We start from the raw sequence: 19,419 nt of genomic DNA, 5'->3' as shown, positions 1-19,419 counted from the left end.
CCGTACTCTGATGGCTGACACCGCCGCGCACACCGGCCAGGACCCCGACAGAGTCTCCTTCGTCAAAGCCCTCCGCATCGCTCGCCGTTCAGTCACGCAGAGCGCATTTTCCCCCTCCGGGCACTGACACGGCCGACACGCTCTGGCATCACGCCATCCGATGGCTCGCCCAACACCTCAACCCACCACGCCGAAAACGCTCACACCCGCGAGTCGTCAAACGCAAGGTCCTGAAATGGGCCGCGAAACGCTCCCACCACACACACTGGCCCCAACCCAAACACAACCCCCACATCACCACTCGAGACCACTAACTAAACGGTATTGAGGCTAAGTGTTACGCGAAGCAGGGAAGGGGGCCTCGTGAACGACGAGCCGTTGGACGAATGGGCTGAACGCCGTGACGCGCACCGACCCGCGCCCGGCGCGCGTAGAACTGTGCCTCTCGGCGAAGGCTCCGCGCGGGGCGGTCACGTCGACCCGGGCACGCCGCGCGGGAGACTGGAGTGGGACGGCTTGCGGGCCCTCCTTATTGCTCCCCGACTTTGCGATAGCGCACGACCGTGCTGCCTGTCTCCCCGGCTCCTGCGTAGGAGAAAAGTGGGAGAAGGCTGGGAGACGAGTGGGAGACGATCATGACGCACGGGAACGCTAGAAAGCGCTAGATCGGAATAGACGTGGAGAGTGAATCACCCGGCAGACTCGCCTGCGTTCGGGCTCAGGACTCCCGCGCCGACCAGGGCAATGAGCAAAATGCCCAGAATGATCCGGTAGATGACGGACGGCATGAAGCTCTCGGCCGTGATGAACTTCACGAACAGGAGCGCTCCCCGCTGCCTTGACCTGGGCTTTCATTCATCCATCAAGATCGACTGGGAGGGAAGTGGGAGACACTGGCAGCCATTCGGGATCCAGCGTCACAACGAACCGCTCCCCCCGCATCTGCATCCGGCGGGACCGGCGTGAGCGACCCGGGCATCGCGACCGTGTGAGACCCGCCCCCACCGTTTCGCTCAACTCGGGTTCATTTCTTGCGGGCCTTGATCTCCTCAGTCAGCTGCGGGACGACGTCGAAGAGATCGCCGACCACGCCGTAGTCCACCAGCTCGAAGATCGGGGCCTCGGCGTCCTTGTTGACGGCCACGATGGTCTTCGAGGTCTGCATGCCGGCGCGATGCTGGATCGCGCCGGAGATGCCGTTGGCGATGTACAGCTGCGGCGAGACCGACTTGCCGGTCTGGCCGACCTGGTTGGTGTGCGGGTACCAGCCGACGTCCACGGCGGCACGCGAGGCACCGACGGCCGCGCCGAGCTGGTCGGCGAGCGCCTCGATGATCGAGAAGTTCTCCGCACCGTTCACGCCACGGCCGCCGGAGACCACGATCGCGGCCTCGGTCAGCTCCGGACGGCCCGTCGACTCACGCGGCGTACGGCCGGTGATCTTGGTGCCGGTCACCTGGTCGGAGAAGGTCACGGACAAGGCCTCGACCACACCTGCGGCCGGGGCGGCTTCGACGGCGGCCGAGTTGGGCTTGATCGTGATGACCGGGATGCCCTTGCTGACGCGGGACTTGGTGGTGAATGACGCGGCGAACACCGACTGGGTGGCGACCGGACCCTCGTCACCGGCCTCGAGGTCGACGGCGTCGGTGATGATGCCGGAGCCGATGCGCAGCGCCAGACGGGCGGCGATCTCCTTGCCCTCGGCGGAGGACGGGACCAGCACGGCGGCCGGGGAGACGGCCTCGTGGGCGGCCTGCAGGGCGTCCACCCTCGGCACGACCAGGTACTCGGCGTACTCGGACGCGTCGTGGGTCAGTACCTTCACCGCGCCGTACTCGGCGAGCGTGTCGGCGGTGTAGGCGGCGCCGTTGCCCAGCGCGACGGCGACGGGCTCGCCGATGCGGCGGGCCAGCGTCAAAAGCTCCAGGGTGGGCTTGCGGACGGCACCGTCCACGTGATCGACGTAGATGAGGACTTCAGCCATGGGATTGCTCTCCTGCCTAACGAAGTTGAGGGACGGTCAGCGGGGACGAACCCTTATATGAACTTCTGGCTCGCGAGGAACTCAGCGAGCTGCTTGCCGCCCTCGCCCTCGTCCTTGACGATGCTGCCGGCCGTGCGCGCCGGGCGCTCGTTCGCGGCCTCGACCTTGGTGAACGCACCCTCGAGACCAACCTCCTCGGCCTCGATGTCCAGGTCGGACAGGTCCCAGGACTCCACCGGCTTCTTCTTCGCCGCCATGATGCCCTTGAAGGACGGGTAGCGCGCCTCGCCCGACTGGTCGGTGACGGAGACGAGCGCCGGGAGCGAGGCCTGAAGCTGCTGGGAGGCGGCGTCGCCGTCGCGGCGGCCCCTGACCCTGCCGTCCTCGACCGACACCTCGGACAGCAGGGTGACCTGCGGGACGCCCAGGCGCTCGGCGACCAGGGCCGGTACGACACCCATGGTGCCGTCGGTGGAGGCCATGCCGGAGACGACCAGGTCGAAACCGGCCTTCTCGATCGCCTTGGCCAGCACCAGGGAGGTGCCGATGGCGTCGGTGCCGTGCAGGTCATCGTCCTCGACGTGGACCGCCTTGTCGGCACCCATCGACAGGGCCTTGCGAAGCGCGTCCTTGGCGTCCTCGGGGCCGACCGTCAGCACGGTGACTTCGGCGTCGTCCGCGTTCTCCGCGATCTGCAGGGCCTGCTCGACCGCGTACTCGTCCAGCTCGGAGAGCAGACCGTCCACGTCGTCGCGGTCGACGGTCAGGTCATCGGCGAAGTGCCGGTCGCCAGTGGCGTCGGGCACGTACTTCAGACACACAACAATCTTCAGACTCATGATGTTTCTCCTGCTTGTTCGGTCGTCGGCTTGCTGACGCCCCCGCCCGGTGGTGCTCCGCCGAGGACGGATGTGCCCGTCGGGACGCGTCCGGCTCCGGCACGTCAAGGCTGAGCGGATTGGCTCTGGGCAGTGTCCTCCTCGTGTCGGGATGGGCCTTGGCAGGAAGCCGACCGCTCGGAGGTACGACTCCTGCGTTGACGCGCAGCAGAGGGGGCTGGTGCTGGTGGCATCGGGTGGATCGTCATGACACCTCGTCATACCCGCAGGGCAAGGGGGTGGTTGGCCGCGTCGAGTGGTGACGCGGGATTGCCATAAGCGCCATGACCACCCCTGGAGCAGTAAGCAGGGGTAGATCCCTCGGATGTGCTCAAGCCGGGAACACACTGAGCAGTGGATTGACGATGGGGGCGCAGGCGGCCACGGAGGGCCGGAGTCCCTTTGAGGGGTGTACCCGTGCGACTGGCGGTCGCCCAGCCAACACTCCCAGCACTGCGCCATCAACGTCAGGCCGTGGCGGCAGCCGACCGGTCAGGAGTGCGCATATTGGTCTTGCTCATCAGGGTGATGAGATCGAAGGCCACCGTGGCGGCCGCAAGACAGGTGATCTCGGCGTTGTCGTACGCCGGTGCCGTCTCGACCACATCGCCCCCGATGATGTTGAGTCCATCGAGCCGGCGAAGCAGGTGCAGCAGCTCGCGGCCGGTGAACCCGCCCATTTCCGGCGTGCCCGTGCCCGGCGCGAAGGCGGGGTCGAGCACGTCGATGTCGATCGAGAGGTAGACCGGGGCGTCACCCACCCGCTGCCGCACGATATCGACGGCCCCGCCGATGCCCAGGACGTCGAGGTCTCCGGCCCGGATGATCCTGAAGCCGAACGAGGCGTCGTCGATGAGGTCGAGGCGGTCGTAGATGGGACCGCGGATGCCGATGTGTATCGACTTCTCCTCGGCGAGCAGGCCCTCCTCGAACGCGCGGCGGAACACCGTGCCATGGGTGGTCGGGGCCTTGAAGTAGGTGTCCCAGGTGTCGAGGTGGGCGTCGAAGTGGATCAGGGCGATGGGACCGTACTTGTCCCGTGCCGCGCGCAGCATCGGCAGCGCGACGGTGTGGTCACCGCCGAGCGTCACCAGGCGCCGGTCCCCCTGACCGACGACCTCGCGGGCGAACCTCTCGATCTGGCCCACCGCCTCGTCGATAGAGTACGGCGTGCACGGCACGTCACCGGCGTCTACGACCTGGACCGTCTCCAAGGGCGCCGTGTCGAGCTCGACGTGGAACCGCGGCCGCAGGTGCCGGGACGCTTGCCGGATGCCCATCGGGCCGAACCGGGCGCCCGGCCGGTACGACGTACCGCCGTCGAAAGGGACGCCGAGTACCGCGATGTCGTAGTCGGGGACGGCGTCGATGAGGGGGAGCCGGGCGAAAGTGCCGGGGCCGGCGAAGCGTGGAACCACGGTGGCTTCGAGGGCACCGAGTGGCTTGTGGTCGCTCATGATGAGGACTCCGATCAAGGATCAAGATGGTGGCGGTCGTCGAGGGTGAGCCGGTCCGATGGCCCGGCTCACCCCGTGTTCGGGCTCCGGCTGTGCTCAGGCTCCGGTCTCGCCGCCGCGGACGAGCGCGGGGGCCTTCTCGACGACCACGGCTGACTTCCGCAGCCGGGCCACTGCCTTCACTGTGAGGTAGTAGAGCGGCGAGACGACGAGCAGGCCGGCGATGAAGGAGATGTCGGTGTTGCCGAGCGCCTTGGCGATCGGGCCGGTGTAGACGGTCCCGATGATCATGAACGGGATCTGCGCCGCGACACCGACCAGGTAGCAGAGCACGGCGGGCCAGTTCACCCGGCCGTAGCGGCCGCCGTCGCGCTTGAAGAAGTCCTCGACGGCGTAGTCACCGTGGCGCACCAGGTAGAAGTCGACCAGGTTGACCGCGGTCCACGGGACCAGGGAGCCGAGCAGCAGGGTGAGGAAATTGTTGTAGGTGGCGACGAAGTCGCTTCCGGAGGTGAGGGCTACGGTGAGCGCGATCGTGCACAGTCCGCTCGCGACCACCGCACGCGAGCGGCTGCGAGCTGTGAAGCGCGGCATGATGGTCTGCGCGATCGTGATCGTGCACAGGGTGCCGCAGTACAGGTTCATCGCGTTCGTCGCGGCGACCCCGATGCTGAAGACGGAAATGACCAGAAGGCTGATCCCGGCGGTTGCCTTGGTCAGGGCAGTGATGGGGTCCGCGCCGGGCAGGAGCAGACCGATGCCCGCGCCCAGGAACATGGGCAGGATCGAGCCGATGCTGGTGCCCCAGTAGCTCATCCAGAACGCCGGTTTTGAGCCGGTCTTGGCCGGCATGTAACGGGAGTAGTCCGAGACGTATGGCGCGTAGGCGATCTGCCAGACCGCGGCCACCGACACGGTGCTCATGAACCCGGCCAGTGTGAAGTGACCGGTGCCGAAGAAGGTGTGTGGCACCGGGTGGACGACGAACGCCCAGACGAACGCCAGGAGCAGGACGGCACCCGAGGCGTAGGTCATGATCCGCGCATAGGCGTGGATCAGACTGTAGCCCCAGATGGTGGCCGCGATGCTGGCCGCCGCGAGCAGCACGATGCCGGCCTTGCCGCTCAGGTGCGGAATCACCGACGCCAGCGACTGTCCTCCGAAGACCAGGATCGAGATGAAGAACCCGAGGTACATGACGACCACGATCAGGACGATCAGCAGTGAACCCCAGGAGCCGAACTGCCCCTTTGTCTGGACCATTTGCGGGACCCCGAGTCGCGGTCCCTGGGCGGAGTGCAGCGCCATGAAGATCGCGCCGAAGAGGTTTCCGACGATGATCCCCAGCGCGGCGGACCAGGCCGGTTGGCCGAACAGTGTGGTGGCAAGCCCTCCGGTGACAACCGAAAGGATCATAATGTTCGTGCCGAACCAGATCGTGAACATGTCCCGATTTGTGCCATGCCGTTGGTCGAGCGGGATAGGTTGGATCGTTTCCGACTCGATGCTGGAGGTGGGCTTGCGCCGACCAGTCGGTTGCTCGGTCATGTCTGTTCCCTCTCGTCGGCGCGGCGAGCATGGTTGAACATGACGTGCTTGGTACGCGAGTAGTCATCGAGCGCATACGTCGACAGGTCGCGCCCGTAGCCGGAGGATTTGAACCCGCCCCACGGCATTTCGGTGGCGAATGCGAGATGGTCGTTGACCCACACGGTGCCGAAGTCCAGCCGCCCGGGCAGATCGGCGGCGCGACGGGCGTCCTCGGTCCAGACCGAGGCGGACAGCCCGTAGGCGGTGCGATTGGCCGCCTCGACCACGGCATCCTCGTCGGTGAAGGTCTCCACCGTGACCACGGGGCCGAAAATCTCCTCACGCGTGGCCTCGGCACCGTCCGGGAGGTCCACCAGCACCGTCGGAAGCACGAAGTAACCGTCGCCTTCCGGAGCCTTCCCGCCCGTCGCCGCCCGCGCTCCTTCCGCGATGGCACGGTCGAGGAAGCCGAGCACGCTGTCGCGGTGGGTCTTCGAGACGAGCGGTCCCATCTCGATGTGGTCCCCGTCCGCCGGGTCGCCTACGACCAGCGACTCCACCTGGAGCACGAGACGCTTCAGCAGTTCGTCGTGGACGGACTGCTCCACGAGGATCCGGCAGGCCGCGCCGCAGTCCTGGCCCGAGTTGCCGAATCCGGCGAACCGGATGCCTTCGGCGACCGCGTCCAGGTCGGCGTCCGCGAACACGATGACCGGTGCCTTACCGCCGAGCTCGAGGTGCACGCGCTTGAGTGTGGTCGCGGCCGCGCTGGCCACCGCCTGTCCGCTGCGCACGCTGCCCGTCACCGACACCAGGGCGACATCCGGGTGGGTCGCGAGTGCCTCGCCGACCACCGATCCGGCACCAGTGACGACGTTGAGCACCCCAGGGGGAAACACCTCGGCAAGAAGCTCGGCCGTGCGCAGGGCGGTCAGCGGTGTCTGGTCCGACGGCTTCAATACGCAAGTGTTCCCGACCGCCAGGATCGGCGCGATCTTCCATGCCGCCGTGAGCAGGGGGTAGTTCCACGGCGTGATGGCGGCCACCACCCCGACCGGCTCCCGCACGATCATCGACGTGTGGCCGGCGACATACTCTCCGGCGCTAAGACTCAGCTGCGTCCGGACCGCACCAGCCATGAACTGCAGCGTGTCGATCGTCCCGGCGACATCCTCGCGGGCCAGCGGGATCGGCTTGCCGGTGTTGACCGACTCCAGGTGCGCCAGCTCCTCGGCGTTGGCTTCCAGCATTGCCGCGGCCCTGAGCAGCGCGTCGGCGCGGTCCTTCGGTGTCCGCTGCCGCCAGCCGGGCAACGCCGCCTTGGCGGCGGCCACCGCCTTGTCGACATCGGCAGGCGTGCCGCGCAGGGCATGCGCGATCAGCTGTCCCGTCGCGGGGTTGAACACCGGTTGCGTCTCCGTCCCGGTGCCCTCCCAGCAGGCACCGTCGACGAAGTGCCTCAGCACCACGGTCTCCGCACCGGCCGGCGGGATCTGCGTATGGGCCTCGATCATCTTGGAATCCTTCACTCGTGGAGCTCAGCGGATCGTGAAGCCGCGGTCGACGACGTCGGCCAGCATGTCGATGTAGGAGTCGACGTCGTCGTTGACCGTGCGCGGAGGAGGGTCGTAGGCCAGCGCGGCCTTCACCTGGGGACTCAGGAAATAGGCGCCGGCGGTCAACAAAGTGAGGGCCTGGAACTGCTCGGGCTGCTGCTCGGCGAGCGCGTCCAGAGCGGCTTCCGGATCCTTGCCCGTGCACTGGGCGACTGCCTCGGCGAACGGTTCGGCCAGGTCCGGCCGGTAGCCGAGCACTTGGTCGAGCAGCGCATCCGCCACACCCGCGGCGGTGGCCGAGGGCATCCGATCGGACGCGGGAATCAGTACGTCGATGAGTGCGGCGAAGGTGCGTCGCTGTTCGGTCTCGAGCATCACGAGGTCCTCAGTCGGCAGCGGGCTGGTTGTGGCGGTTTTCGGCGAGGTGGCGCATCGACCGCAGCGCGACGGCCATGATGGTCGCGGTCGGGTTGACGCCGGTCGAGGTGACGAACACGCTCCCGTCAATGACGAAAAGGTTCGGCACGTCGTGCGCTCGCCCGTACTCGTCGACGACGGAAGTGGCGGGATCGGGGCCCATGCGCGTGGTGCCCAGGAGGTGCCAGCCGCTTTCCCGGACAACGGGGACGGGGTGCACCGAGGTCGCGCCCGCGGCCAAATGGGCCTCGACCGCCCGGTCGACGTGGAACTTGAGCATGCGTTTCGTGTTCTCGCTGATGGTGTAGCGAATCCTGGGCACCGGGATGCCATCGGAGTCCACCGCGTCCGGATGCAGGACGACCTCGTTGTGCTCCTCGGGCAGGTCATCGGTGGTGATCCCCCACTCGGTGTACCGGCCGAAGGTCGACTGCCACCGGGGGTGGAAGGCGGACCCGAAGGCGTCGCGCCAGTTCTCGCCCGGCTCCCACAGGGTGTGGGTGAGCGGGCCGCCGGTCGGCATCAGGTTCCATTTCGCCCCGCGCACGAAGCCGCGGCTGGTGTCGGTCTCGTAGAACTGCATCGATTGCAGTGCCTGCCCGGTCGGGCCGAGCCAGGTCTCGAGCTCGTTTTCGTAGGCCCCGTACACCGAGGCGTAGGGATGCACCATGAGCCGCTTGCCGACCAGCCCGGAGGAGTTCGCCAGACCGTCGGGGAACTGGGCGGAGGCCGAGTTGAGCAGCAGTCGCGGGGTGCCGATCCCGTTGGCGGCCAGCACGGTCACACCTGCGGCCTGGTGGCGCACGACTCCCGCGCGGTCGACGTACTCGGCACCGGTCACCAGACCTCGGTTGTCGACCGTGAGCTGCCGTACCCGGGCCCCGGTCACCAGCACAGCACCCGCGGCGATCGCGTCGCGCCAGTGCGTGAAGTCGGTGCTCGCCTTCGCTCCGGTCGGGCATCCCGACTCGCAGGCGCCATACCGCTGGCACGCGGGCCGGTTCTTGAACTTGCGCGACGCGATGGCGTTCGGGGCGGGCCACCAGTGCCAGCCGAGCTTGTCCATGCCCTTCGCCGCGGCGAGGCCGTACTTGCCGATCGGCATCGGCGGCAACGGGAACGTGTGCGCGTCCGGGTAAGCCGGGTCGCCTTCGAGTCCGGACGCGCCGATATGGTGAGTGACCTCGTCGTAGAACGGCCGCAGGTCCTCGTAGGTGAACGGCCAGTCATCCGCGACCCCGTCGAGGGTCCGGACCCGGAAGTCGGAGGGCATTGCCCGGACCCAATGTCCGGAGAACAGGATGGTGCTGCCACCCACGCCGTTGAACATCAACGGCTCAATCGGGCTCTCCTTGGTGTCGACCGGGTAGTCGCTCTTCCGCCCGCGCACATTCGGACTGGGGTGCCACTGCTTGAGGCGGGTCAGCTCCCACTCGGGCTTGCCGCCCGTGAAGTCATCGGGAAGAGCCCAGTCGCCCTGCTCCAAACAGACCACACGAAACCCACGGCTGGCCAGTTCCAGGGCCGCAACCCCACCGGAGGCGCCGGCACCTACGATGAGCACATCCGCATCCTCGTGATCATGCTGCGTGTTCACCACTAGCTCTCCCGCTTGTTCAGCCCGCTGCGGACACATTCGCCCCGCATCGGTGGACCTTCCGGTCCGGTCGACTCTCATGTGCCTGCCGGACCAGGGGATCGAACGACCCGCACCCAGAATGCTCCGGGCCGCCTTGAGAACTCCATGTTCATCCACCACAAATGAAAAGTCAGGTTTGAGCGAATGCACAACCTTCCATATCCGAGGCGGGGCCCGGCCACGTCACCGTGGACGCGTAGGAAGGCATGAGCAGGCCTGCGGTGGCCAGGGGCGCCAGGGGCGGGTTGGCCTGCGGAGGGCGTGGCGAAAGCAGCATGTCGCGTCCCACCCGTACTCCCGGGACAGCGGCCACCCGCTCCGGCACGGCCGGCCAGGGCCAGCCCGCTTTGTGTCAACGCGCTCAGCAGCGGGATGTAGCGGCTGTGCGGGCGAGACCGTGATCAGGGCGGGCGGCACGCCGCGCACACCAGCCCGGCTGCCCGCCGGCAGCTTCGGGGCGCAGCAGGGCGGGGTCAGCTGCGGGTTCGGGCATCAATCGGCATTTCGGCCCAGATCGTCTTGCCGTGTGGTGTATAGCGGGTGCCCCAGCGTTCCATAAGCTGGGCGACGAGGAACAGTCCGCGGCCGCCCTCGTCCTCCTGCGCGGCCCGCAGCAGGTGCGGGGAGGTGTGGCCCCCGTCCGATACCTCGCAGATCAGGCTGCGGTCCCGAATGAGCCGCAGCCGCATGGGAGCGCCGCCGTACCGGATCGCGTTGGTGACCAACTCGCTCACCACCAGCTCGATGACGAACGCCGCCTCGCTGTGTCCCCACTCAGCCAGCTTCTGGACCGCCAGGGCGCGGAACCTGGCGACTTCTGCGGGAACAGCGGGAAGGTCCCAGCTTGCCACCTGGTCGTCGCTCAGCGCATGGACCCTGACCAGGAGCAGGGCGGCGTCGTCTTCTGGAGACTTCGGCAGAACAGCGCGCATCACACTGTCACAGGTCTCTTCCAGCTGTCGGCCTGGCAGGGACAGTGCGTCGCACAGTTCGTTCAGTCCGATGTCGATGTCCCGGTCGCGGGTCTCCACCAGGCCGTCGGTGAACAGGGCCAGAAGACTGTCCTCGGGGAGGTCGAATCCGACGGATTCGAACGGCAGGCCGCCCAGGCCGAGCGGTGGGCCAGTGGGCAGGTCGAGGATTTCCACGCGGCCGTCAGGAGCCACCACTATGGGGGGCAGGTGGCCGGCCCGGGCCATGACGCAGTGCCGCTCGACCGGGTCGTAGATGGCGTAGAGGCAGGTCACAAGGGCCTGGTCATCCTCACCCCCCAGGGACTGCGCGACCAGGTCATCGAGCCGGGCGAGCAGCTCATCCGGTGCGAAGTCCATTGCCGCGAGCGCCCTCACAGTGGTCCGCATCCGACCCATGGTGGCGGCGGCACGCAGGCCATGACCGGCGACGTCCCCGACGACCAGGCCGACCCGTTCCCCGGAGAGCGGGATGACGTCGTACCAGTCCCCGCCCACTCCCAGGGGTCCGGCCGCGGGAAGGTAGCGGTGAGCGGCCTCCACGGCTGCATGCCGCGCTAGGCGATGAGGGAGCAGATCGTGCTGCAGTGTCAGCGCGGTCGCGCGCTCTCGAGCGTAGCGGCGTCCGTTATCCACACTCACTGCGGTCCGGCAGACCAGTTCCTCCGCGAGGGCGATCTCCTCGGGGTCGAAAGGGTCCCGCGGCGGGACCCTTGCAAACGTCGCCAGGCCCAGCACGGTTCCCCGGGCCTGCAGCGGAACGACCACGACCTGGTCGCTGGTGACCGAACGCCCTTCGGCAAGGCAGCGCGACTGCGGCGAATCGGGTGCATATTCGATTGGACGAGGCGATGCCGCTGCCGCTGCCGCTGCCGCCGCGGGAAGCTCGTGGTCCGCCAGCCGTTCCGCCACCCGCCGCAGGTCGCGTGTGGTGCCATCCGTCGAGGGACCAGGTTCTTCACCGCGGAGCACAGGTTCGAGGAGGTCCACCTGGACGAGGTCCGCGAACTCCGGAACGGCCAGATCGGCCAGGTTATCGGCGGCACGCCCCATGTCGAGAGTCCCGCCGATTCTGCCGCTGGCTCCGCTCAGCAGTGCTAGGCGTTGCCTGGCCACGTAACGGTCCGTGATGTCGAGCCCTGCTTCACACACGCCCAGCGGCCGTCCCTCGTAGTCCTGCAGCTGGAAGTAGGTGAAGGACCAGACGTGATCGTGATGCGGGTCGGCCGGGATCGGGGTGCGGTAGCGGACGTCGGTGACGGGTTCCCCAGTCTGTACGACTCGCTCGATGAGCCTCTGCAGCCCCGGTGCCGGAACTCCTTCACCGTTCTCGACAAGGATCTCGCCATGAGGCTCGACATCGGTTACATGCCGACCGACGCAGTCCTCCAACATCAAGCCGAACTGCTTCTCGACGGCAGTATTGATCCACTCGAACCGGCCTTGCGTATCGTAGAGGGTGATCGCGATAGACGACTGATCGCTCAGACCGCTCAGCAGCGCCTGATCGCTGGCCCACTGCTCGAGGCGGGCCGCGCTGACGGCCGACAGCAGCCAGGCGGGAGCGCCCCCGTCCTGCTCCAGCGGGCTGAGCAGCAGCGCGACCCGTACCTTGTGGCCGTCCCGATGAAGCACCGAGCGAACTGTATATACGTTTCCAGGTTCCTGCTGAGGCGCCGCCCTCCCAGTGTCCCCCAGAAGGTCGCCGACAGGAATGCCAAGCGCTTCCTTCGACGCATAGCCGAACAGCTCCTCGGCTGCCGGGCTCCACCCAGTGACCGTTCCCCGGGCGTCCAGCACCGCGGTCGCCGACGGAGCGGCATTGAAAGGCCCGCAGCCATCCAACCTCGTATCTCTGAAACTCATGGAAACCTACTGAGCGTCCTCGGACGGCAAGACCGCGCAAAAAGACAGATCTACTACAGACTGCGCCCAAGGGGAGATCATGTCAAAGTTCACCGCATGGAGAGGCGGTCCCGCAATCGATCATCGGACTGCTGACTTTTGACGATGCTATCGGGTGCTGTAATGAGGAAGCCGCTGACCGCGGGGGCGAGGCCGGCCGGGGCTGGATACGAGAGGGTGAGATCGAATCTGTGGCCGGGCTCCGACCGAGGGGACATGGCGTCCCGCGCCTCGGAAGGATTGCAGTCATGGACGGTCAGTGAGTCCACCCCGGTAAGCGTCCATCGCTCGCTGTGATCGCGACGCTGGCGCTGCGGTCGCAGTATCCCCAATCAGCCGCCGTAGCAGCGGCGGCCCGGGTAGCCCTCGGCGTACTTATTGGTCAGGACGGAGCCTGTATTTCCATCACCGCCACCGGTACGAAGTTCTCACTCGCGATCATCTCCAGTGTGCTCTGCTGATGCTCGAGCTCGGCGCGTATTGCGGCGTACACGTCAGGGTCGACATCGGCGGGCCGACGGTTCAGCACGGATATCTCAGGCTCCTTCGATGAGAGCAGCGTAGGCGGTGGCGTCCATCAGGTCCGGCGTGCCGGTGATCCGCATCCGGAACAGCCAGCCCGTTCCGAACGGGTCGGTGTTGACCAGCCCGGGTGCGGCGACCGCAGCTTCGTTGATCTCCGTGACTTCTCCGTCCGCAGGAGCGAACAGGTCGCTCACGGACTTGGTCGACTCGATCTCTCCGCACGCGTCGCCGGCTTTGATCGTCGTGCCGACGGCCGGCAGGTCGAGGTAGACGACGTCACCGAGCGCGTCGGCCGCGTGACCGGTGACACCGACGGTCGACAGGTCGCCGTCGGTCGCGATCCACTCGTGGTCACGGGTGTACTTCAGGCCGGTGGTCGGGCTCATGATCTGTCTCTCTCCTGTGAAGTGGTCAGGCCTGGCGGCTGTGGTGGGAAGCGGGACGCCTCGGCGTCCTGCTGACTGCCGCGGATGTCGACGAGTGTGTTCGTGCCGGGTCCGCTCCGGCCTGCAGGCAGGCCGTCGCCACCGGTGAGCGACAGGGCGCCCGAGGTGATCTCGCCGATGCGCTCGCCGGTTTCCGGGTCGAATACGGCGGAGCCCGTGCGCGGAGCCCGTGGACAGGTCGAGGCCAGACCGGCCAGCACGCGGGTCGGCGCCTCGTCACGACGGGCAGCCAGGGCGGCCTCGCCGACGGATCCGTCTAGTTTGCCGAACGCGGTGACTCGGCCGAGTCCTGAGTCGAACGGCGTGGCGCGGACGGTGAGTTCCCGGCCGTACAGCGGCATACCGGCCTCGGCGCGCAGCGTGTCTCGGCAGGCCAGGCCGCACGGGACCAATCCGTGCCGGGCGCCCGCCGCGCTGACGGCCCGCCAGACGGCCGCCGCGTCACGGGGGGAGCAGTAGATTTCGAAACCGTCCTGGCCGGTGTAGCCGGTGCGAGCGAGCAGCACGTCGCGGTACGCCAGCAGCGTCGGGGCGATCGCGTAGTACTTCAGCGCCGGCACATCGGCGCCGGCCAGTTCACTGACGATCGCCGGTGACGTCGGGCCCTGCACTGCGATCAGTGCCCACTCGCCGGACGCGTCCCGGATCGCAGCTGCGTAACCGTCGATCCGTTCACGTAGCTGCGAGAGCACGATCTGCGCGTTGGCGGCGTTGGCCACGACGAGGTACCTCTGCTCGGCCAAGCGGTGGACGAGGAGGTTGTCGAGCACTCCACCGGTCTCGTGGACCAGCAGGGAGTAGCGCGCGCGGCCGACGGCGATCTTCGACGGCTCCCCGACCAGCGCGTGGTCGAGGGCCCGGCCCACCTCGGGACCGGACAGCTCGATCTCACCCATGTGGGTGAGGTCGGTGATTCCGGCGGTGGTTCGTATGGCGTGGTGCTCGGCCAGTTCGGAGGTGTAGCGCAGCGGCATGGACCAGCCGGCGAAGTCTGTGAACGACGCACCGAGCTCGGTGTGGATGTCGTGCAAGGGAGTCTTCTTGGACATGTGGTCTCTCAAAGCATGATCGGTGGGTCACGACTCGAAGGATTCGGGGGGCGGGCAGGCGCAGACCAGGTTGCGGTCGCCGTGCGCCTGGTCGATTCGGCCGACCGGCGCCCAGTACTTGTGGGGCGTGACGCCCGCCGGGAAGACGGCTTGCTCGCGCGAGTAGGCCTGGTCACTCGCCGGCGGTCGCGGCTGCGGTGTGCGGAGCCCGTCGCAGCGGACTCTTTTCGAGGGGCCAGACGCCCTTGCCCAAAAGTCGATCTCCGAGCGGATCGTAATCGTCGCCTCGCAGAAGCGGTCCGGCTCCTGCAGGCTCTCTCTCCGTCGGCTCTACCATCAGCGTTCAGGGGACCGGGAAGCTCATGGTCGGTGCGTGGAAGCCGTAGCCGATGAGCCGCTCGGCGATGTCGTCGACTGTCACACCCGTGGCGGCGGTGATCGGGCGTACGTCGAGGATGCACTCATGGGCGACGAGGCCGGTCATTCCGGCGTCAGGACGGGAAAAGCGCCGCGAATCGGTGGGCGAGGTGGTTGGCGCCGAGCACGGCCGCCCGGGTCGCCTCGGTCAGTCCCTCCGCGCCCCTCATCCGGATGTGTGCCCACAGGATCGGCAGGATGCCGGCGCTACCGGACGGTGCGGCGCTCACCGACCCCCCGGTCCCGTCGCGGCGCGTGGTGCAGGAGTGCATTGGGTGAGTGGGCAGATACGGCGCAGCTCGGCGCGCGCCGCGGCCTCGGGGGCGGCGGGCAGATTCAGGTCGGAGGTACTCCGGACGCCGCTCGGAGCGGCGGCGTTGACGAGGGCGGCCAGCGTCGGGTAGCCGACTTCGGTCAGCATCGCGGCGCGGTCGGCGTCGCTGCCCTCGATGTGATGGATGGCGAACTCTCCGGGCGCGGAGGAACCGGGTGAGGTCATGCTGGGAGGCTCCCTTGCGGAGGCACCGCGGGTGCGGCGTCGTGGACGGGTGGACCTCCCCGGTCTGTCATCGGTACCCGAGAGCTTCACCACCGGGGGTTCGGCGGTTTGCACCGTGGGCGCAGGACGCGACGTCCTGTCTTTCCGGAGTCGCCTGGCCGAAGCGGTAGTTGTACCTGAGAGATTCTGGGGAGAGTTGCTCTTTCGGCGCCTCGCCAAAGATGGGCGAGGGCTCTCCCGCTTCGGTTCGGACAGCGCGGTATTTGAGTTGTCGAGCCCGACCGAAGGTCAGGTGGCGGGGCTGTCAAGGGCCGGGGTCTGCCATGCCGTACCCAGGGCCATAGACCTTCTTGATCGACCGGCCGACGTCGTCGGGACGGCCCTTGCTGAGCAGCCGGCGCGGCGACTCCGGCGTGGGTGTCGTGAAGGCGACACGGGCGATCGCGCTCGCGTAGCCGTCGATGAACGGTCCGCCCGAGGAGTAGGCGGTTTCTTGTGGCAGCGCATCACCGGCGCATCGTCTATGGGGGTACTGCGGTCGAGCAGTCATGGAGAGAATCCTTGGCTCGGGAAGGCCGGGGAATGTGTTGTGGGATGTTCACCCAGGTGTACGCCGCTGCGAGGTGCGTAACGAAGGCCCCCACCGCTCAAAGTTCTCGCCCATGACTGTGCATTTGAATAACGCTGCTGTACAAACGGCCAGGCCCCGTCGTAGCGTGATCCCATGTCCATCACAGTGGGCGAGCTGCTCGAGATGTCGCACCTGCGCCTGAGACTTCACTCGGGGGCCAGCGCGCTGGAACGGCCTATCACGTGGACGCACACGACCGACCTGCCCGAGCCGTGGCGCTGGGTGGCCGGCGGCGAGCTGCTCATGACCAACGGCATGCCAATCCCCCGGAGCGCGTCCGGGCAGGAGGAACTTGTCCGGCAGCTGGCAGAGCACGGTGCCGCCGCACTGGCCATCGCCGAGCAGATGTACGCTCCGCCTCTGACCAAGCGGCTGACGCAAACCAGCGAACAGCTCGGTTTCCCGGTGATCTGGGTCGCCTATCCCATGCCGTTCGTTGCGATCTCCCGCGCCGTCGCCGAGGCGACCCTCCTGGAACAGTCCCAGCGCCTGATCCGGACCGAACGGATCTACCACGCGCTGCAGCAAATCACCTCGCACGGCTCCGGGCTCACCATGCTCACGAGCGCCCTGTCCCGCGAGCTCGGCTGCGACATCCGGGTGTGCGACCGGGCGACCGGCCACGACTGGTATCCGGGAAGCGCCCCGCTCCCGGAAGACATCCGCATCGCTGTGACCGAGGGTCGCGGAAAGCTGCGGGCCGGCGTCATCGCGGTCCCTCTCCACCAAGACCGTCGCGCGCTCCTGGTCGACATCCCCACCCACCCGGACGCGGTCCTCGTCGCCCTCTCTGAGCCGACCGGGCAGCCGGACGCGCTGCTGCAGCAGCACGCCGCGACGGTGTGTGCGCTGGCGCTTTCCCAGGTCCGCCTGACCATCGAACACGACCGCAGGACCGGTGCGGAGCTTTTGCTGCAGATCCTCGATGCGCAGCTGGCGCCGGAGGTTTCCCGGCGCCAGCTGGCAGAACTCGGCGTCCCGGTCGAGGACGCAGTCTGCGTGGCGGCAAGCAACGACGACCCGGAACTGCTCAAAAGCCTGCACCTCAGCCTGTGGCGCTCTGCCGTCAAGCACGCCACCGTGCACCGCGGCGCCACGTCACTCACGGTGCTGCCCGACGCGGCCGTGCAGGTGCTGATGCAGGCGCTCGGGCCGGGCGGCCAAGCAGGTGTCAGCGACCTGATCATCCGCGCCGACCGCCTCGTCGACGCGGTGCGGGAGGCCACTTGGGCGCTCGACACCGCAAAGGAGCAGGACATCCCACTGCTACGGTACGCCGATGCCGATCCGCTTCTCGGCCCACGCAACCCGGCAGAGGCCCGGGCCCTCGTCGATCGCGTACTGGGCCCTGTTCTCCAACTTCCGTCCGCGCAGTCCGGCGAGCTGCTGGCAACCCTGCGGGCGTTCCTCAAGAACGGCAGGTCCTGGCAGCGCACCGCCGAGGCCCTGCATGTCCACCGGCAGACTGTGCTCTACCGCGTTCGGCGGATCGAGCAGCTGACCGGGAGGCAGATCTCCGACACGGGAGATCTGGCCGCCCTCTGGCTTGCCCTGAATTCCGTCTAGTAGCGTGTCGCTACTTAGTTATGGGTTGTTTGGTTGGGAGGTTGGTGTCTGGCAGATTCTCCTTCCGTTCTGCCAGACAGGGCTGGTGTGATGGGTTCGCAGAAGAGGCCGGTGGTGCTGACCGCGGCTGATCGTGAAGAGTTGGTTCGGTTGACCACGACGGGGGTTCATCCGGCCTCGGTGATCAGACGGGCACGGATACTGCTCGCGCTCGACACTTCTGCAGGCGCGATCGGCTCGCAGGACGTGGTTGGTACCGTTCAACTGTCCGGGCCTTGGCACACCAAATCAACGAGCCAGCACCATCAAAGTCACCGGTATTGCATCTAGTAGTGCCTGGTCAGGTTGGCTGTGGCGGTGCGTGTCTTTCAGATTCGGTGTGGCGTTGATGAAGTGTGACTCCGGACGAGATTGCTGTGGTGCGTGGTGAGTTGGAGGACTTCGCGGCGGAGATGTTCGAGCCGTTCGCGCGCAACGACCAGCGCCGGTGGAGGCAGGTCTACCTGCGAGGGCTACTGACCGACGGGCGGCGCAAGTCGGTCGAGCCGATGGCCGCCCGGCTCGGCGAGGACGGGAACCGGCAGGCGCTGGCTCACTTCCTCACGACCAGCCCGTGGGATCCGTCCCATATCCGGGCGAAGCTGGCATGGAAGGTGGAAGCGGCTATCCGGCCGACCGCGCTGGTCTTCGACGACACCGGCTTCCTCAAGGACGGCAACGCCTCGGCGTGTGTGTCGCGGCAGTACACCGGAACGGCGGGCAAGGTCACCAACTGCCAGGTGGGCGTCTCGCTGCACCTGGCCTCCGACCATGCCTCGGCGGCGGTCGACTGGCGGCTGTTCCTGCCCCAGACCTGGGATCCCGCCTCGCCGAAAGCGGCCCTGGACAAGGTCGCCCGCCGCACTGCCTGCGGCATCCCCGAGGACGTCGGACACGTAGAGAAGTGGCAGCTCGCTCTGGACATGGCCGATGAGGTCCGCTCGTGGGGGATCGAGGTGCCCTTGGTCATCGCGGACGCCGGATACGGCGACGCCGCGGCCTTCCGGCTCGGCCTGAACGCCCGCGGCATGCGCTACGTGGTGGGAATCTCCACCACCATGTCGGCCCAGCCAGGCGACGCGGTGCCGACGTGCGAGCCGTACTCCGGGACCGGACGGCCGCCGGCGCCGAAGTACCCCACTCCTGCCCGGTCGGTGAAGGAGCTGGTCATCGCGGCGGGCTGCAAAGCCGCACGGCCGGTCCAGTGGCGGGAGGGCTCCCGGCCCGGCACGGGCCGCTCCGGCCGCAAGCGGATGTACTCCCGCTTCGTTGCCTTGCGGATCCGGCCCGCCGGACACGAGATCCGCCAGGCCACCGACGGCCCGGAACTGCCCGAGTGCTGGCTGCTGGCCGAGTGGCCGGCCGGCGAGAGCGAGCCGGTCCAGTTCTGGCTGTCCGACCTACCCGCCGACACCCCACTGACCACACTGGTCCGGCTCGCCAAGCTCCGCTGGCGCATCGAACACGACTACCGGGAGATGAAGCAGGCCCTGGGCCTGGCCCACTTCGAAGGCCGGACCTGGGGCGGCTGGCATCACCACGTCACCCTCGTGTCCGCCGCGCACGCCTTCTGCACCCTGCAGCGGCTGGCCCGGGCCCCAAAAGACGCGGCGCCGGCCTGAGCCTCTACCAAGTCGTCCGCGAACTGCAGACCCTGCTCGCGGTCTGGACCGGCGCCTGCCCCACCTGCCACCGCGACATACCCGCCCCAATACCGACCTGACCAAGCACTACTAGTAGCGTGTCGCTGCTTAGTTATGGGTTGTTTGGTTGGGAGGTTGGTGTCTGGCAGATTCTCCTTCCTTTCTGCCGGACAGGGCTGGTGTGATGGGTTCGCAGAAGAGGCCGGTGGTGCTGACCGCGGCTGATCGTGAAGAGTTGGTTCGGTTGACCACGACGGGGGTTCA

General features: G+C 67.5%; 15 protein-coding genes, 3 pseudogenes and 1 riboswitch. Of the genes and pseudogenes, 3 read left to right on the top strand and 15 right to left on the bottom strand.

What is annotated here, in order from left to right:
- Window positions 1–363 precede the first annotated feature (363 nt).
- On the top strand, window positions 364–639 hold the full coding sequence (locus BT364_RS43810; protein WP_256260408.1) for a DUF6087 family protein: 276 nt from the start codon (window positions 364–366) through the stop codon (window positions 637–639).
- 50 nt (window positions 640–689) lie between these two features.
- On the opposite strand, the pseudogene BT364_RS37545 reads toward BT364_RS43810, so the two are convergent.
- The 15 genes and pseudogenes from BT364_RS37545 to BT364_RS41235 form a co-directional block, all read right to left on the bottom strand.
- Window positions 690–818: pseudogene (locus tag BT364_RS37545) on the bottom strand (undecaprenyl-diphosphatase); the annotation flags it as partial.
- A 206-nt stretch (window positions 819–1,024) separates the two neighbouring features.
- Window positions 1,025–1,987 carry an electron transfer flavoprotein subunit alpha/FixB family protein gene (locus tag BT364_RS37540; protein WP_072489620.1) on the bottom strand — a complete coding sequence of 321 codons (963 nt, stop codon included), beginning with the start codon at window positions 1,985–1,987 and terminating at the stop codon, window positions 1,025–1,027.
- A gap of 53 nt (window positions 1,988–2,040) precedes the next feature.
- Window positions 2,041–2,826 carry an electron transfer flavoprotein subunit beta/FixA family protein gene (locus BT364_RS37535; protein ID WP_072489619.1) on the bottom strand — a complete coding sequence of 262 codons (786 nt, stop codon included), beginning with the start codon at window positions 2,824–2,826 and terminating at the stop codon, window positions 2,041–2,043.
- A 506-nt stretch (window positions 2,827–3,332) separates the two neighbouring features.
- Window positions 3,333–4,322 carry an agmatinase gene (gene speB / locus BT364_RS37530; protein ID WP_079179848.1) on the bottom strand — a complete coding sequence of 330 codons (990 nt, stop codon included), beginning with the start codon at window positions 4,320–4,322 and terminating at the stop codon, window positions 3,333–3,335.
- 96 nt (window positions 4,323–4,418) lie between these two features.
- Window positions 4,419–5,870 carry a purine-cytosine permease family protein gene (locus tag BT364_RS37525; RefSeq protein ID WP_072489617.1) on the bottom strand — a complete coding sequence of 484 codons (1,452 nt, stop codon included), beginning with the start codon at window positions 5,868–5,870 and terminating at the stop codon, window positions 4,419–4,421.
- On the bottom strand, window positions 5,867–7,366 hold the full coding sequence (locus BT364_RS37520) for an aminobutyraldehyde dehydrogenase (protein ID WP_072489616.1): 1,500 nt from the start codon (window positions 7,364–7,366) through the stop codon (window positions 5,867–5,869). Before BT364_RS37520 ends, BT364_RS37525 begins: the two co-directional genes overlap by 4 nt.
- A 24-nt stretch (window positions 7,367–7,390) precedes the next feature.
- Window positions 7,391–7,783 (bottom strand): gluconate 2-dehydrogenase subunit 3 family protein, encoded by a 393-nt coding sequence (locus BT364_RS37515; protein ID WP_072489615.1) that lies wholly within the window; start codon window positions 7,781–7,783, stop codon window positions 7,391–7,393.
- 10 nt (window positions 7,784–7,793) lie between these two features.
- Window positions 7,794–9,503, bottom strand: a complete 1,710-nt coding sequence (locus tag BT364_RS37510; RefSeq protein WP_256260407.1) for a GMC family oxidoreductase — start codon at window positions 9,501–9,503, stop codon at window positions 7,794–7,796.
- Window positions 9,504–9,937: 434 nt separating this feature from the next.
- Window positions 9,938–12,301 (bottom strand): SpoIIE family protein phosphatase, encoded by a 2,364-nt coding sequence (locus BT364_RS37505; RefSeq protein ID WP_072489613.1) that lies wholly within the window; start codon window positions 12,299–12,301, stop codon window positions 9,938–9,940.
- A gap of 374 nt (window positions 12,302–12,675) precedes the next feature.
- Window positions 12,676–12,875 (bottom strand): annotated as a pseudogene (locus BT364_RS37500) (serine hydroxymethyltransferase); the annotation flags it as partial.
- Between the two features lies 1 nt (window position 12,876).
- Window positions 12,877–13,251: a glycine cleavage system protein GcvH gene (gcvH, locus tag BT364_RS37495; RefSeq protein ID WP_072489612.1), complete on the bottom strand. Its 375-nt coding sequence runs from the start codon at window positions 13,249–13,251 to the stop codon at window positions 12,877–12,879.
- Window positions 13,248–14,360 (bottom strand): glycine cleavage system aminomethyltransferase GcvT, encoded by a 1,113-nt coding sequence (gene gcvT / locus BT364_RS37490; protein ID WP_079179847.1) that lies wholly within the window; start codon window positions 14,358–14,360, stop codon window positions 13,248–13,250. The genes gcvH and gcvT overlap by 4 nt, the downstream gene beginning before the upstream one ends.
- Window positions 14,361–14,387: 27 nt before the next feature.
- Window positions 14,388–15,073 (bottom strand): annotated as a pseudogene (locus BT364_RS43805) (glycine dehydrogenase (aminomethyl-transferring)); the annotation flags it as partial.
- Complete coding sequence (locus BT364_RS37485; RefSeq protein ID WP_072489610.1) at window positions 15,004–15,276, bottom strand: hypothetical protein; 273 nt, start codon at window positions 15,274–15,276, stop codon at window positions 15,004–15,006. The pseudogene BT364_RS43805 and the gene BT364_RS37485, both read right to left, overlap by 70 nt.
- Before the next feature lie 154 nt (window positions 15,277–15,430).
- Window positions 15,431–15,526: riboswitch (glycine riboswitch) on the bottom strand.
- Between the two features lie 54 nt (window positions 15,527–15,580).
- Window positions 15,581–15,826, bottom strand: coding sequence for a hypothetical protein (locus BT364_RS41235; protein WP_143166617.1), 246 nt, complete (start codon window positions 15,824–15,826; stop codon window positions 15,581–15,583).
- A 174-nt stretch (window positions 15,827–16,000) separates the two neighbouring features.
- Between BT364_RS41235 and BT364_RS37480 the strand changes: the two genes are divergently transcribed.
- On the top strand, window positions 16,001–17,473 hold the full coding sequence (locus tag BT364_RS37480; protein ID WP_079179846.1) for a PucR family transcriptional regulator: 1,473 nt from the start codon (window positions 16,001–16,003) through the stop codon (window positions 17,471–17,473).
- Between the two features lie 395 nt (window positions 17,474–17,868).
- Window positions 17,869–19,134 (top strand): IS701 family transposase, encoded by a 1,266-nt coding sequence (locus BT364_RS37470; protein WP_107408406.1) that lies wholly within the window; start codon window positions 17,869–17,871, stop codon window positions 19,132–19,134.
- Window positions 19,135–19,419: the final 285 nt, after the last annotated feature.

The sequence above is a fragment of the Streptomyces atratus genome, from assembly GCF_900119365.1.
GTDB classification, from domain to species: Bacteria; Actinomycetota; Actinomycetes; order Streptomycetales; family Streptomycetaceae; genus Streptomyces; species Streptomyces atratus_B.
This window is presented reverse-complemented; position numbering and strand designations above follow the sequence as displayed.